This is a genomic window from Rivularia sp. PCC 7116 (genome assembly GCF_000316665.1).
Taxonomy (GTDB): domain Bacteria; phylum Cyanobacteriota; class Cyanobacteriia; order Cyanobacteriales; family Nostocaceae; genus Rivularia.
On the sequence record NC_019678.1, the window covers coordinates 5,576,265 to 5,591,794 of the forward strand.

Consider the following 15,530-nt stretch of genomic DNA (forward strand, 5'->3'; position numbering starts at 1 on the left):
AATAATTGTAGGGTGCTGTGACACTTAGAGAAATTTTGAAAGTGAAAAAGAAGTTTTATAGTGTCACGCACCTGAAGAACCATTTTTATAATTGTAGGGTACTAATTTAAATTTCCTCTCTCTAACTCTTCCTCTGCGCTCTCTGCGCTCTCTGCGGTTTTTTTCTCATTCCGATGTAACCAAAGAAAACCGTCATTGCGACGAAGGAAGCAATCCCAATATCTCCACTACCAACGAGTTAATGCGATTGCTTCGTTTCACTCGCAATGACAAAAACTAATAATCATCCCTCACTTTCTCCCTTCTTTTCACGTAAATATTCCAAATTATTGCGATAAAGCACAGTATCCGGATGAGTTTCTCCGAAAATCTGTTCCACAATCTCCAAAGCTTGGATATAAAGGGGTTCTGCTTGTTCGTACTTTCCCATGTTTTTATAAAAATAAGCTAAATTGTTCAAACTGCCTGCAGTGTCGGGATGATTTTCTCCCTGAAGTTGTTTTGTTAATTGCAAAGCTTGGATGTAAAGGGGCTCTGCTTTTTCGTACTTTCCTTGGTTGTCGTATAAGCAAGCTAAATTGTTAAAAATGCTTGCAGTGTCGGGATGGTTTTCTCCGAAAAGCTTTTTTCTTAATTGCAAAGCTTGGATACAAAGTGATTCTGCTTGTTCGTATTTTCCTTGATTGGAATAGAGTAAAGCTAAATTGTTCAAACTGGTTGCTGTGTGAGGATGATTAATTCCGAGAAGTTGTTTTCTTAATTCCAAAGCTTGGATATAAAGGGGTTCTGCTTGTTCGTACTTTCCTTGGTTGTAGTATAAGCAAGCTAAATTGTTTATACTGCTTGCAGTGTGGGGATGATTTTCTCCGAGAAGTTGTTTTCTTAATTGCAAAGCTTGGATATAAAGAGGTTCTGCTTGCTCGTGTTTTCCTTGGTTGTCGTACAAACAAGCTAAATTGTTCAAACTGTTTGCGTAGGAAGGATGATTTTCTCCGAGAAGTTGTTTTCTTAATTGCAAAGCTTGGATATAAAGAGGTTCTGCTTGTTCGTATCTTCCCATCTTGTTGTAGAGATAAGCTAAATTATTTAGGCATTGTGCAACAAGGGTATGATTTTTTCCTAGTTGCTGTTCATATGACTCCAAAGCTTCGATGTAAAGAGGTTCTGCTTGTTCGTATTTTCCTTGAGATTCGTAGAGTGAAGCTAAATTGTTCAAGCCAAGCGCAAAACGGGGATGGGTTTTTCCAAGTAGCTGTTTTGTTAATTGCAAAGCTTGAATGAAAAGTGGTTCTGCTGCTGAGTATTTTCCTTGCTCGGAGTAGAGTCTAGCTAAATAGTTCAAGCTAACGGCAAAACGGGAATGGTTTTGTCCAAGTTGTTGTTTTATTAATTGCAAAGCTTGAATGAAAAGTGGTTCTGCTGCTGAATACTTTCCTTGGCATTGATAGATTGCTGCTAACTTGTTTAAGCTCATCCCAAAATCGGGATGATTTTCTCCTAAACGCGATCGCACTGTTGATAGACATTGTTCATACCAAGGTTGTGCTAATGCATACAAACCTTGTTCTTGGTAAAACCTCCCTATATCATAAAAAGCCCAATATAGATTTTCATCGCTAACTCCATCAAGATGATTTTCAAGGACTTCTGTAAAATGAGGAATCGCATTTTTCACAGAATTACGAAATTCTAGAGTTGGTGTTTTGGAAATTGTTTCACCAATTTCAATAAAAGTATCGGTAAATGCTTGTTTAAATTCATTTGCTTGTACTGATGCTTGTAATTTAACTTTCAAAAACTCGCGAATTAAAGGATGAATTTGATAGCTAGCTTCTCCTTCTTCTAACCTTTTAATGACATTGCGTCCATGAAGTAACTTTTTCGCATTTTTAACATCTTTCTTTTTCCAACTTAACGACTCGCTAACAGACTCTACATACTCCCAAGCAATTTCATTGGGATTGAATAAACTTAATAACTCTCCAACTTCCCGAGTCTTTTTCTCAAGTTTTTCCCAAGTTAAATTGAATGCAGCTTGAACTCCTAGTCTAGCTGTCATTTCTGTATTTTCTAAATCATCTGACTCGGGATTGATAGCTTCATTGTTCAATCGCTCCTCTTGCAACTCTTCCAACATATCAGCGATTGATAAATCCGCATCTTCTACCAAATATCTTCCAACTAATTCCAAACCAAGAGGTAAATAACCCAACCATTTACATAAATCTTTGGCTGTTTCAAGTTCCTTGTCAATCCGTTTATCTTCCTCACCTAAAATACCTCTCAACAACGACAACGCTTCATCTTCTGAAAGAATATCAAGGGTTATATCAACTAAATTTGTATCTAACCCTCGTTGACGAGTGGTAATTAATAACTTAAAACGTTGATTATCAGTTCTTGGTAATAGTTTTTTGATTTCTTTGTATTCGGTTACATCATCTAAGATTACCAATACCAAACCTTGAGGTGGCTGCCAATTTTGCCAACACCAAGCTACTTGTTCCTCAAGAGTCAGCGGATTTTCTTGGATATCTTTTTGTGGAACTTCCAAACGCATTTTCTGCTGGATAAATTGAATAATTTCCGCAGCTAAATTGGTATCTCTAACATTTAACCAACAAATCCCCCCAGAATAATCATCGTAGTATTTTCGTGCGTACTGTATCGCTAATTCAGTTTTCCCAACACCACCCATTCCCGACACAGCAGAAATAGCGACTCTATTATTTTTGTGTTGATATAATTCCTCATGTACTTTGACAAGTTCATTTATTCGTCCGACAAAATTTGGATTACCAATTTTTGGTATATATTTGATGGGATGATACTTTGTCGGTTCCCTTCCCGACGACTGTAGTCAAGAATTGGGATTATTGTAATTAATAGTAATAGGGCTATCTTTTACACCTTGAAAAATGGGTGCTTTGTTATCTTTATTATTATATTGATTTCCTTCTCCACTATTAACAATTAGTACATTTTCACCCTGCATTTCACCGATATTAATTTCTTGCTGAATCTCACGGGCTAGGTTTTGTACTTCTTGAGCAAAACTTGTATCCCATTCCATTTCTTTCTCTAAGTATTGAGCAACTAAATCCAAATCTTGCCCAGAGCCTTTATCCGCAGCAGTTAAAGCATTTTGTGCTGCTTGATTGTTACCGAATTTCAGCCAAATCTTTTTGCGTAGCGAGTCAATTTTATTCCAAGTTGCCTCAGTAAACTTTTCAATGGACTTTTCAAAAGCTTTAGTAAAAGCAAGAGTCGCGATCGCACTGGCTGTAATAGCTTCCATAACCGTTTTTATCAAGGGGAAATTACATTACAGGATACATAAATAATTTTAAATATTCCGTAAAAGTAAAAATTCTTGAATATAGCGGTTTTCACTTGAGTGTAATACAGCTTCGGAACCTCACCCCGCCTTCCCTTCCCCTCTCCTTATTAAGGAGAAGGGAAGGGAAGTCGTTTCGTGTATTCTATTCAACTGAAAATGGCTATATTTTCGGTAATTTTAGAGCGAGCGGGGAGTAGCATTTTAACAATGCCCCATGCCCTATCCCCCATGCCCAATTATTTTATCCTTTCAACATAGTTTTAATTTGATCGATTAAACTCGTACCACCCCAAATCAAAGCTGCAAAAACCGAACCAATTAAAATTGCAGCGATCGCACAAATAGTTAAACCTCCCAAACTAATTGCACCGTCGTCTTCTAATAATCCAAATCCGGTTACAAATATGCCAATTGCTGGTAAGGTATTTGTTCCGGGAATGGGAATCATCATGAAGCTTGACATTAAAGCAATGGCTAATCCAATAATGATTTTTCCGGGAATAGTAGTACAAACGAATGGTAAACGGGGACGACTTACTGCTTCGATTTTCTGTAAAAGAGGTATTCCAGCTTTGATAAATTTTTGTGCTGTTTCAAGTTTGATAGGACGTTTTGCGAATTTTTCAGGTAGCCAGGGTTCTTGACGACCTATAATTAATTGCGCTGCTAAGACTATCATGATAATTCCGAAGGGAATTGATATAACTGGTGCCGGGAGCGGTAAAGCTGAAGGTAAAGAGAGGATGACAAACAAAAATCCGAAAATTCTTTCCCCTGCTAAATCTAGGACATTTTCTAAAGTTACGGTATCACCACGTTTCTCTTCAAAAAAAAACCGGTTCAATTCCTTGGACAGTTTAGCCATAAGATTATTAAGAATACAGTTTTATCAAGCACAATATACAACCTGAAGATTAACTATACCGGAAGCGCTGCTTGTTTTCATCATGGGAAGATACTTAAAAGTTATTAGATTGTTCTGGAGTGCTGCTATTGCGGCTGAAATGGAGTACCGTGTCAATTTTGTTATTGCGACTCTCAGCAGCGTGGGAAACCTTGCAGGGAGCTTGTTTAGCTTGTTTTTGTTTTACCGTACTGGCTATACTTTTTCTGGTTGGCAATGGGAAGCTGCTTTAATTGTCGTGGGAATCTACACTTTATTGCAGGGCTTTGCAGAAACTTTCCTTTCTCCCAATTTAAACCGCATTGTTCGTCACGTACAGGAAGGAACTTTAGATTTTGTCTTGCTAAAACCCATTCGCAGTCAATTTTGGCTTTCTTCCCACACCGTTTCACCTTGGGGAATCTCGGATTTGATTTTCGGTACGATTATGATTATTTACGCTGGTAATCGCCTGGGTTTGGGAATCGGTGATTATCTTGTGAGCATTCCGGCGCTGTTTTTTGGTTTGGTAATTCTTTATAGCTTGTGGTTTATGTTGGGAGCTACGAGTATTTGGTTTGTGAAAATATATAATGTCACGGAAGTTTTAAGAGGGTTATTGGAAGCGGGTAGGTTTCCGATGGTGGCTTATCCAGCAACTTTTCGGATATTTTTTACTTTTGTGGTTCCGGTGGCATTTTTAACTACGGTACCTGCGGAAGCGATGCTTGGTAGAACTCAAATTTCTTGGGTTATAGGTGCGGGAATTTTAGCTTTAGTGTTGTTTTTTGTTTCGTCGAGATTTTGGCGGTTTGCGTTGAGATATTATACTAGTGCTTCGAGCTAGGGGTTTAGGTAATAATATTTTTAAACGCAGAATGGCACAGAGTCGCGCTGAGTTTAAGGAAGAGAGAGGATTTAAATGGTATTAAATCTTTTAAATCAATTGGTAAGTGAATTAAAAGAACTAGGTGCCATACAATCTATTGAGGTGGAAAAGGCATTTAGCAAAGTTTTACGTCATAAATTACTAGAAACTTTTTATCTTCCCAGGGATTTACAACAACCAATTGAACATAAATCAAGTAATCCAGATTCGGAACATTTAAAGCTGATTTACTCTAATAATTCTCTTGTTACTCGTATAAGTAATGGTTTCCCATCAAGTTCAACATCCGAACCTTTGTTAATGGCTCGTATGATTGAATTGCTGGCGCTCTCTCCCAATCTTAAAGTGTTAGAAGTTGGCACAGGTACGGGTTATAATTCTGCACTGATATCGGAAATAGTTGGCAATCAAAATCTAGTTGTCTCGGTAGATATTCAAGAGGATGTCATTGCTCAAACTAAAAGATTACTGTCTAATGCAGGCTATCCAAATATTAATTTAGTGTTGCGCGATGGCTTTTACGGTGTCGAAGAAGAAGCACCATACGATAGAATTATTGCAACTGTTGGGTGTTTTGATATTTCACCTCACTGGGTAAATCAGCTTTCGACTTCTGGTTTAATGATATTACCGTTACATCATGGAGGTTGGACTCCTTTAGTCAAAATTTGGCAGCAAGAAGACAGGCTAAAAGGTAAAGTAGTTGGTATTTCTGGTTTTATGCCTTTTAAAGGAGATGAATTTGCGGATGAACCTGCACCTTTTGGTTTTATGAATTCGGTTCCTATTGAAGAGTTTGAGGAACTCCCCTTATTTGATAACCTCGAAGTTGAGCATACCAACAACTTTCTTATGTGGTCTGCTTTCCCAGTTAATTTCTATTATTTTATTACAATATCCGATTCCCGTGCTTTTTGGGATATCAAACCTCCGGGATATGGTTTGTATGATAAACAAGAAGGAATAATTCTGATTAGTCCGCAAAAAAACTGTATATTTTTCAAAGGTAATAGAAAACTCTACAATAGATTACAGAAACTATACGAAAACTGGTTAGAGTTAGGTAAACCAAGTGCTTTTGATTATGAAATTGAGTTTCAACCATCACCAAAAGCAGCAACATCTTCTAAAAAGGGATGGAATATTAAACGAAAGTTCTACCATCAGTTTTTGTCTCTATAAACAAGTTTCATAACATCTAATACTATTTATAAATACCAAAGAAAAAACCTTTTTCCCATCTCCTTAATAAGGAGAGGGGTGCCGCAGGCGGGGTGAGGTTTCCCTTGTGGTATTTAACTCAACGAACAGCACTATATTATTGTTGGGTTACGACGCAAAATAAATCAGTTGGTTAGTTATTAAATTGTGTCGTGCGTCTAACCCAACCTACGACTCAAAAATAAATTTAATAGTATAAATTATCGAATTATTTTTGGGTACTCTAAGCTCAACATCAAATTATCCAGAGCAAGTTGTAAGGGAGGAGCAATTATGATGTTAGCTGAAAACCGCAAGTATCGTGTTGGTGGTTATCAAGCAGGAAATAAGCCGGAAGATACTAAGCATCATAGCGCCGAGCGTTTTCAAGAACAAGAGTTACCACCCAAGGTTGATTTGCGTGAATATATGACCGAGGTTGAAGAACAGGTAGGAAATAGTTGTGTTGCTAATGCTTTTGTAGGAGCGTATGAATACTTAGCAAAACGTAGTATTGGGTACTCTGAAGATGTCAGTCGCTTGTTTGTCTACTATAACGCTCGGATGCAGCATAATTGCCATCAAGAAGATGGGGGAACCGGAATGTATTATGCAATCAAAAGCCTTGTAGAAAATGGTGCTTGTTCTGAGGAAATTTGGCCTAATGATGAGGAGTTATTATGCTCGGAACCCGATACTGATGCTTACGAACACGCTGCTAATTTTAAAATTACTGATTGCGAGTTTATTAAAACTGACTTGAATTTATGGAGACATACTTTAGCTGAAGGTTATCCAATCGCTTTTGCTCTCAATTTATTCAAGTCTTTTGGCGAAAGTACAAGAAATCGTGGTCGCGTACCTATTCCCAAGGATAGCGATAATGTTCGCGAAACTCATGCATGGCACGCTATGCTCTGTGTGGGATATTCGGATAAAGATCGGATGTTTATCGTCCGAAATTCATGGGGTTCGGAGTGGGGAGATAATGGATATTGCTATATTCCCTATGACTATATAATTCACCAAGACTACAATGCACACGATTCATGGATTATAAAATCTCTCAGCGATACAGACTTTAGTGCTGGGGTTTGGGAAGATGATGAATCATTTTTCGCTGGTGAGGGAGAACTATTTCTTTATGATTTTTACGTCACTACGGATGAGCCGGATAATTTTATTGAGCGACTAGATGCACTTTGTCAAGAGTATGTTGAATCAGAAGAAGATTACTATTTTGATTATGAATATGAAGAAGAAGATGCAGACAATTATATTGTTAATATCTTGAACTTTGATATTGCAATTGACGAAGAGGAAGAATTCCTTGAAAAATTAGAAGCGCTTTGTGAAGAATATGCAATAGATGAAGATTATTTCTTTACTCTTGATGATGAGGAGGAAGACGAAGAAGAGGAATATTAAAACTAAATATAAAACCTCACCCTGCCTCCGGCTTCCCTCTCCTTAGTAAGGAGAGGGATTGAGGGTGAGGTTCTCTATCTTATATTTAATGACACCTGACTACTTACCAGTTCCTTCCTTAATTCTCATCTCAAAATAATTAAATAAAGGCACAAAATAAAGATAAAATGCAAAGGGAATAAACCCCGAATCTGTCATCAAAATAGTAGCTGGAACCAAACCGGCAATATTCCAAGGAATTAAAGGAGAAAGCACAACTACAGAGTTTTCTAAATCCACTGCAAGTTGATAATTATCTAAATTATTTTTATAATAATTATCTTTTACTAACTCTTCAGTTAACAGAATTGCAATTGTTTGAGTACAGCCAAATGCAGCGGCAGCTATACCGACAAGATTCGTAGCTAAAAATAAATTAGACCTAGATTTAGCTTTTTTTAAAAATACCCGTACATATTCTAAAATTTTAGTTCCGGCGAAAATTCCAGCAAATGCTGTAGAAACAATCACAACTAGAGAAACTCTAGCCATTGAAAATATACCACCTCCAAGAATAATATTTTTCAAGCTACTATCTTCCGTTAATTCAAAACCTAGAAAAATATATCGAAAAATCTCAGTCAAAGAATAACCTTGAATAAATATACTAATAAATAGACCAATTAATATACTTACCAACATAGATATTTTTATTTCCACCCGCAACCAAGCAAGTAATAAAATCGCAAATGCAGGTAAAAGTACAATCAGATTAACGTTGAATAATCTAGCAATTTCAGAAGTAATACTTTGACGTTCAAATTCTACCGGATTAGCAATAGAAATCAGCAAATAAACGATAGTAGAAGCAACCAAAGGATAAACAGTTGTTGCTAGCATCCTTCTCACATTAGTGTGGATTTTAGTTTGAGTAATTATCGCAATTAAATTTGCACTAGAAGACATCGGAGAACAGCGATCGCCAAAATAAGCACCAGCAATAATCGCACCCGCAGTAATTTGAGGATTGACGCTACTCCCACTTGCCATAATCATCAAAGCAATACCGATTGTACTTACTGTTCCGAATGAAGTACCGATTAACAAAGAAACCAAAAGTGACAGGATAAAAGCTGAAACAATAAAATAGGAGGGATGAATAAATTGAATACCATAATAGACAATAGCCGGTACAGTTCCCGCTGTCATCCAGATAGATATAACTGCTCCAATTAATAGGAGAATATATATAACCGAAAAAGATTTTTTACTTCCATTCCAAGCTAAAGCAAATAGTTTGTTTAACCTAAAACCTCTTTTTAAAAGTAATAAAAATAAAGCAGTTATAGAGATTAGCAAAGGATAAACAATAAAATATCCCTTGAAAGCGCTAATTAAAAGTAAGACAAACGAAAAAACTAGAAAGAAGATTAAATCCATTCTCCATTCCTTATTTCCTAACCAAGATATGCGTTATGCAATTGTAATTGAAAAAGAGGATACTTAATCTACCTCTTCCCTCTGCGCCCTCTGCGGTTTTATTGGGAGCATCCCAATGGCGGCAAAAAGCCCTGAGACTATAAGTCTGGGGCTAATATTACAAAGCCCACCTATGCCCTTCTAGGGTGTTGGGTAAAATATTTGTTCAAAATTGGGATGCTCCCGTTTTATTCTCTTAATCTTTTTCTCTACCCCTCAAAAAACCCTCAAAATCAAGATTAAGATATGCTAAAATTTCTTCAACCCTATCAGCAACAACATGAGCTACCCCGAAAAAAGGAGTAATTTGCGGATTGCTAGGAAGATAATTTAATAATCTATTTCCAAAGCTATTACAAAAAGATTTCTCATCAAAGCTGTATTTGTCGGGTTCATATTTTGCAGGAATATCCGCAAGCACAAAAGCATAAACTTTAGAATTACTTGCATCATTTAACAAAGAATCCCAATCTGGTGCTTTATCCGTAAAAAACAAATCGTAGGGATTAAAACCAAAAGCATATTCCGTTATATCTGGAAGCGCTACTTGTCCAAATCGTAACGGATTCAATTCAATAGGAAATATTTGATTATTAGACTTCCTAAACTCAAAATGAAATGGAAAACGACGCATCCCCAACTTAGCTCCAATATGCTCTAATACCTGCATTGTCGGTTCGATTGTTTGAGCTAACACTTTCGTAGAAGTATAGTAAACCGTATCGCTAACATCTAAACTAGATGCAAAAGGATGTTGATAAATCCCAGTTATTACCGTCTTTCCGTTACTATCCCAAAAACCATCACAAGCAAACTCATCCCCATCGACAAATTCTTCTACAAGAAAAGAAGCATCATTTAACATCGCCGGATTCATATGTTCTTTAGCTACATCAATATCTTTAAGAACAGAATCTACCGCTTTTCCCCATTCTTGTTGTCCTTTTATTGTCCGAATTCCTATAGAAGCAGTTCCCAAACTTGGTTTTAATACAACATTTTCAACTTCCTTCGGTAACTGAAAATCCCGCAAATTATCCCTTGTAAGTTCTTGATAAAATAAATTTGGATATAATTCCTTAACAAGTTCTCGAAAAATAACTTTATTTTTAAAAGCTTTAACTTGATTTAAACGTTGCTGTGGAAGATTTTCGATAATAAAAGCAAGACTTGCTTCCCAATTCATCATTACTGTTGCATCTTGATCTTGAATTAAAGACGCTGCTTCTGTATTCTCAAGAATATTAATTGTTTCTGGTAAAGGTGGTGTTGACGGCTCAACGTAAACAGAAATTCCCCAACGTTGGATTGCATTTAATAATGAAGGAGAAAGAACTGAACCGGAAATGAAGCAGTAATTTAATTCTGCTGGTTTAATATTTGTATTCATTGTATTTCTTCCAATACCCGCATTACTAATGTAAGATGCAAATTACAATGTTTTATCTTCTCAAACAAGCGATTCTCAAACATCCTTATGGGTTTAGCAGGTTCCGAACGCAAGAAATTACGTCAAGCTATAATTAACGCTTATCCCAGCAAAGCTAAATTAAAGATGATGGTTTCTGATGAATTGGAAGAAAACCTAGATGCTATTGCTGGGGGAGAGAATCTTAATGAAATAGTTTTCGATTTAATTGACTGGGCGCAATCGCAAGGTAAATTAGAAGAATTAATTGGCGCTGCAATTAAAGGAAATCCAGGAAATCAAGAATTAAGAGAATTTCAAGAGTCTATATGTAATGAATTTAATGATGAGAAGAATATTGTCGAGCTAAGAGAATCTCCACAGATAGCTGATGATGGGTTAGAAAGCAAATCACAAAATGGTAAGTTTATCAATAATATTGGACAGATAACTGGAGGAGAAGTTCAATTTGGCGATCGCATCACTAATCAATTTATCGATGAAGAAACGAAAGCTATTCTAAGAGATTTACAACAGACGCTTCAGAAAACTGAAAGTAAAAATGTAGATACAACAAATTCACCAACGCAACTAGATTTTCGAGCACCCCCACCAAAGCTGACAAATTTTGAGTTTGAAGTTGTAACTCTAGATAGTCAAGGTAAAGAAATTAAACGTTGCTATGAGCAAGCTAAATATTTTACAGAAAATCTGGATAATGAAACTGTATTAGAAATGGTTTCTATTCCTGGTGGTAAGTTTTCAATGGGTGCTTCAATTGATGAAAAAGCATCTGATGAAAACGAACGTCCGCAACATATAGTTACTATACAACCATTTTTTATAGGCAAATATCCTATTACTCAAGCCCAATGGAAATTTGTTGCAAATCTACCCAAAATTAAACGCGAACTTAAACTTGAACCATCTTATTTTAAAGGATTAGAATTACCTGTAGAACTAGTTTCTTGGTATGATGCACAAGAATTTTGCGAGCGATTATCACATAAAACAGGAAGAATATATCGCTTACCCAGCGAAGCACAATGGGAATATGCTTGTCGAGCTAGAAATTCAACTCCATTCCATTTTGGTAAAACAATTACCACAAAATTAGCTAACTATCGCGGACAAGATAAAAATATTAACGGTAAAATTTATAAAGGAATTTATTGTGAGGAAATTCCGGGAATTTATCGTCAACAGACAACTAAAGTAGGTAGTTTCCCTGCAAATAATTTTGGATTGTATGATATGCACGGGTTAGTTTGGGAATGGTGTGCAGACACAGAACATGAAAATTATCATGATGCACCAACTGATGGTAGCGTTTGGGTAGATAATCAAGATGAGGAATATCGTATTTTGCGCGGTGCTTCCTGGGATTCTTTTCCTTACTTATGTCGTAGTGCATCTCGCTCTGCTGGAAATCCAATGGTTGGCAAAAAAGAATTCGGTTTTCGAGTTATTATCTAATTAATGGATAAATTCTTGCTTTTACATCTTCAATAGAAGTTGAATTAGAAAGCTTAATACTTGTTTCTCGACGAATCTGAAGGTTGGGATTAATCGATGACCTGTTACATTGTCTTCTATAAGGATGAGAAAGCCAATTCCAACTTCCAATAATAGCAAATTTACTATCGCAAACCAGGATTTTTTCGTTAGTTCCTTCACTTTCAAGATGCTTATCTCCACCTAAGCGGGTGAAATGGGAATTAGAATAATCAGAAAATAATTCTGTTAAATCTTTCTCCAATGATGCATCATTATTATCATTTTCAACATCTCTACTGTTTAGATTACCGTAAATTACTATTACCTTAACTCCTCTTTCCAAAGCTGAAACAATATCATCAGCAAATCGTTTGGATTCACTACCACGAATCCAAGGTGTGACAATAATTAATTCTTCTTCAGCTTGTTCAATAGCATCTTTAAAAATTTCTAAGTGTTCGCAATCATAAACCGGATTATCTTGTGGTTTTAATTGAGGAACTTCTCTTTCAAATTTGTAATCATTAATATCTCCATTTTCCCGAATATGTTCTACAAGCTGACGGGTATAACTTCCACCTTCCTCTAACCTGTAAAGATTACCAACTAAAATAAATAATTCTTTCGCTCTAGAAACAGCGACGTTGAGAAGATTTGGTCGTCTGTTAATCCAAACAATCTTACCACTATCTTGAGAACGACAAGCCATAGTAGAAAGAATAATAACCTTTTTCTCAGCACCTTGAAAAGTGTGAACGGTTCCAATAGAGTTTTTATCAAATCTAGAAAATTTTTGAGTTAAACTTTCTTTTAACGCACCTGAATGAATTTTAAATGGTGAAATTACGCCTATATCTTCTAATGAATAACCTTGATTAACTAAATGCTGTACTAACTCACATACCGCTGTTACTTCTTCTTGATTTACATTATTTATGATATTTCCTTCAATGTTATGAGCAATCAAATTTGTTCCCAATAGTGAGGGAGTTGTTTCTGTCATCACTTCTAAGCCATATCCAGCAATATTATCGCAATATTCGATAATTTGAGGTTGACAGCGATAATGTTCTCTTAATTTAATTCCCTTACCTTTATCTTCATCTTCCCCACTAGCTCCAGCAGCTCGATGATAGGTAGTAGCGCTATATTCTTCTTCTGGACTGTAACGATGGTAATCAATTTCAGCTAATCCTTTATCAAGAAACGCTGTTTGACGATAGTTCTCCCGTCTTTTTCGACTTAAAGTAATTATAGGTTCAATTTGTAACGGGTCTCCGACTATAATAGCTTGATGCGATCGCACTAATAAAGGAAAAGCTTTGTGTTGATCAATCATTCCTGCTTCGTCTAAAATTGTGCGGTCAACGCATTGTTCAATCCAAGGGAGCATATTTCGGATTGAATGTAATGTAGTGGTGATGACGGGAAACATCAAACTGACATTCTTTAGATGTTCGTCTAGATTTTCTTTTATTTTACGTATATCTTTCCAGTTTCCTGAAAGAAAGCTTTTGTATAGTTCTAAAGAAGCTTTTACACTCTCTTGATTGCAAAGTGCTTGTTGAGTCAGAAATTCCTGGGATAATCTAAATAATTTTTTGTGTTTCTCGTGATAATCACTATGAAAATAATGATAAAAATCTTTCAGTTGAGATTCTAACCTTTTCTCTATGGTTGTTAATTCTGTAAGTAATGTATTCAGTTGGTTATCATAACGCTCAATTTTATCAGATAATTCTTGTAATTCTTCCTTGATATTTTGTAACTCTCTTACTCGTTCAAGTCTTTCTTCAACCTGTCTTGTTTGTTGAACTAAAACAGTACGACTAATTGGATTTTCTACTTCAAAAGGGGTATCAATAGTTTGTAGAATATATGGTTCACATTTTTTCTGAGTTCTACGCAAAATCTTTTTTTCATTTGTGCCAGTTAACCACAGCCAGAATTTTTTCCACCAAGGTAAATTACTCCCTGGTAACTGTGATAGCTCATTTTCAAAAATAACTTTAATTTTTTTATATACTTCAATTGGAAGTTGTGCAAATTGTTCTAATTCCGTAGCTCCAGCTTCATATCGATTTTTAGAAGTCTTCGATTTCTCTAATTTTGATTCAAGTACTTGTATTTTTGACTCAAGCTGAGGTTTTTTCTCCTCATCTAACTTACGTTGAGCGCGTAAATTTAAATAATTCTTCTCTTGTTCGTTCAAGTATGCTTGGATATTTTTTATTTCTTCTGCAATAGTATCGTGATTACTCTCATCAAAATGATTTAATTGTAAATAATTAATTGCTGATTGTAATTTTATGACAGCATTCTCACTAATAGTTTTTTTATTACCACCTTTTAAATAAAATAATTCATCTTCTAATTCTTCATCCAATTTATCAACCACATTATCAACTGCTTTATTATTAGTACTGCTAATAACCGTCAAATTATTAATATCTTCACCAGTTTCAATTAAATGAATAGCACGTTTAACTACCTGTTGAGCGATGACATGAAGAATAAGAGTGGTTTTTCCAGAACCCGGTGGTCCCTGTACAGCAGTTATAGGTTCGCTTTGAGAATGTTTTATCGCAGTTAATTGTGAATTAGCTGGTGGATATTCAGTAGGAAAAGCACCCATATAAGCAACTTCATGTTCCGCTGGTTGAGGTACACCGAATAGATATTCACGAGCAGGATGTCCTTTTGACCACTTTTTATCACCTGATTTAATGTCTTTAAAATCTGCCTTAAGATTATAAGAAAATCCCCCTCCACCCCACTCAAATAAATATGGTTGTCGTTTAATTCGGTAACGAGAACTACTTACATTCTGCATCCATTGCTTGTAAGTTTGAAACTTCATCTCAAAACTTGTTTCCAGAAATACCCGCAACCCATCCTGAGTAATCAAATTTTCCCGTTGTTCCTCATCCAACCTTAAAAATCTAGCTAAGTTGTCTCCAGCTTCGGTAACCTTCAGTTCATCAATATTCCATCCTTCCTGTTGATATTCCCCTTTGAGGATAGATGTAACATCCAAGCTAAATAAAGGACACAAAAATTTTTTCTTATCAGTATCAATAACTTGTGGAAATGACAACACCCATGTTATCTCTTGTTGAGATTTCTTTCCTGGTTTGAGTTTATCTTGCAGTTTTGAAAATTCAGGTTGTTCAATTAGTACGCGATCGCCATTTAAACTCACACCATCTTCGTATACTTTACCTTTTTTACGAGCTTCTTCATCAGCTTGAACTCTGGCATTACTGTAATCATCCAACTCAATGTAGTCGAACCATGCGTCAAGAATTAAATCTAATTTTCTAGCTACGTTCAAGACTACCTCCAGATTACTGTGGTGGGTTTTATACTCTGAATAACATTAGTTTAATATAATACTAAGCAAATTTTACAAGCGATCGAGGTTTTC

10 protein-coding genes are annotated in these 15,530 nt (G+C 35.9%); 4 read left to right on the forward strand and 6 right to left on the reverse strand.

What is annotated here, in order from left to right; all coding sequences use genetic code 11:
• Positions 1 to 283 precede the first annotated feature (283 nt).
• The 3 genes from RIV7116_RS21540 to RIV7116_RS21550 all read right to left on the reverse strand — a co-directional run bounded on the left by RIV7116_RS21540 (position 284) and on the right by RIV7116_RS21550 (position 4,205).
• The gene (locus tag RIV7116_RS21540; protein ID WP_371261661.1) at positions 284 to 2,812 is read right to left on the reverse strand and encodes a tetratricopeptide repeat protein; all 2,529 of its coding nucleotides are present in this window, start codon (positions 2,810 to 2,812) and stop codon (positions 284 to 286) included.
• Between the two features lie 48 nt (positions 2,813 to 2,860).
• Positions 2,861 to 3,298, reverse strand: coding sequence for a hypothetical protein (locus RIV7116_RS21545; protein WP_015120432.1), 438 nt, complete (start codon positions 3,296 to 3,298; stop codon positions 2,861 to 2,863).
• A gap of 283 nt (positions 3,299 to 3,581) precedes the next feature.
• Positions 3,582 to 4,205 carry an exopolysaccharide biosynthesis protein gene (locus tag RIV7116_RS21550; protein WP_015120433.1) on the reverse strand — a complete coding sequence of 208 codons (624 nt, stop codon included), beginning with the start codon at positions 4,203 to 4,205 and terminating at the stop codon, positions 3,582 to 3,584.
• 82 nt (positions 4,206 to 4,287) lie between these two features.
• On the opposite strand from RIV7116_RS21550, the gene RIV7116_RS21555 reads away from it, so the two are divergent.
• From RIV7116_RS21555 to RIV7116_RS21565, 3 genes are all read left to right on the forward strand, one after another.
• Complete coding sequence (locus tag RIV7116_RS21555) at positions 4,288 to 5,070, forward strand: ABC transporter permease (RefSeq protein WP_015120434.1); 783 nt, start codon at positions 4,288 to 4,290, stop codon at positions 5,068 to 5,070.
• Positions 5,071 to 5,145: 75 nt separating this feature from the next.
• Complete coding sequence (locus RIV7116_RS21560) at positions 5,146 to 6,294, forward strand: protein-L-isoaspartate O-methyltransferase (protein WP_015120435.1); 1,149 nt, start codon at positions 5,146 to 5,148, stop codon at positions 6,292 to 6,294.
• Positions 6,295 to 6,606: 312 nt separating this feature from the next.
• On the forward strand, positions 6,607 to 7,740 hold the full coding sequence (locus RIV7116_RS21565; protein ID WP_015120436.1) for a C1 family peptidase: 1,134 nt from the start codon (positions 6,607 to 6,609) through the stop codon (positions 7,738 to 7,740).
• 99 nt (positions 7,741 to 7,839) lie between these two features.
• On the opposite strand, the gene RIV7116_RS21570 is transcribed toward RIV7116_RS21565, so the two are convergent.
• The gene (locus RIV7116_RS21570) at positions 7,840 to 9,159 is read right to left on the reverse strand and encodes a Na+/H+ antiporter NhaC family protein (RefSeq protein WP_015120437.1); all 1,320 of its coding nucleotides are present in this window, start codon (positions 9,157 to 9,159) and stop codon (positions 7,840 to 7,842) included.
• Between the two features lie 235 nt (positions 9,160 to 9,394).
• The gene (locus RIV7116_RS21575; RefSeq protein ID WP_015120438.1) at positions 9,395 to 10,588 is read right to left on the reverse strand and encodes an ATP-grasp domain-containing protein; all 1,194 of its coding nucleotides are present in this window, start codon (positions 10,586 to 10,588) and stop codon (positions 9,395 to 9,397) included.
• An 87-nt stretch (positions 10,589 to 10,675) separates the two neighbouring features.
• On the opposite strand from RIV7116_RS21575, the gene RIV7116_RS35085 reads away from it, so the two are divergent.
• Positions 10,676 to 12,082: an SUMF1/EgtB/PvdO family nonheme iron enzyme gene (locus RIV7116_RS35085; RefSeq protein ID WP_015120439.1), complete on the forward strand. Its 1,407-nt coding sequence runs from the start codon at positions 10,676 to 10,678 to the stop codon at positions 12,080 to 12,082.
• Here the strand turns inward: RIV7116_RS35085 and RIV7116_RS21585 are convergent.
• Complete coding sequence (locus tag RIV7116_RS21585; protein ID WP_015120440.1) at positions 12,075 to 15,437, reverse strand: AAA domain-containing protein; 3,363 nt, start codon at positions 15,435 to 15,437, stop codon at positions 12,075 to 12,077. The genes RIV7116_RS35085 and RIV7116_RS21585 overlap by 8 nt on opposite strands.
• Positions 15,438 to 15,530: the final 93 nt, after the last annotated feature.

What these genes read in the sequence shown, in the direction of transcription:
- RIV7116_RS21555 (WP_015120434.1), top strand. Translation starts at nt 4,288, where the DNA reads ATGGGAAGATACTTAAAAGTTATTAGATTGTTCTGGAGTGCTGCTATT.
- RIV7116_RS21575 (WP_015120438.1), bottom strand. Translation starts at nt 10,588, where the DNA reads ATGAATACAAATATTAAACCAGCAGAATTAAATTACTGCTTCATTTCC.
- RIV7116_RS21550 (WP_015120433.1), bottom strand. Translation starts at nt 4,205, where the DNA reads ATGGCTAAACTGTCCAAGGAATTGAACCGGTTTTTTTTTGAAGAGAAA.
- RIV7116_RS21560 (WP_015120435.1), top strand. Translation starts at nt 5,146, where the DNA reads ATGGTATTAAATCTTTTAAATCAATTGGTAAGTGAATTAAAAGAACTA.
- RIV7116_RS35085 (WP_015120439.1), top strand. Translation starts at nt 10,676, where the DNA reads ATGGGTTTAGCAGGTTCCGAACGCAAGAAATTACGTCAAGCTATAATT.
- RIV7116_RS21565 (WP_015120436.1), top strand. Translation starts at nt 6,607, where the DNA reads ATGATGTTAGCTGAAAACCGCAAGTATCGTGTTGGTGGTTATCAAGCA.
- RIV7116_RS21570 (WP_015120437.1), bottom strand. Translation starts at nt 9,159, where the DNA reads ATGGATTTAATCTTCTTTCTAGTTTTTTCGTTTGTCTTACTTTTAATT.
- RIV7116_RS21545 (WP_015120432.1), bottom strand. Translation starts at nt 3,298, where the DNA reads ATGGAAGCTATTACAGCCAGTGCGATCGCGACTCTTGCTTTTACTAAA.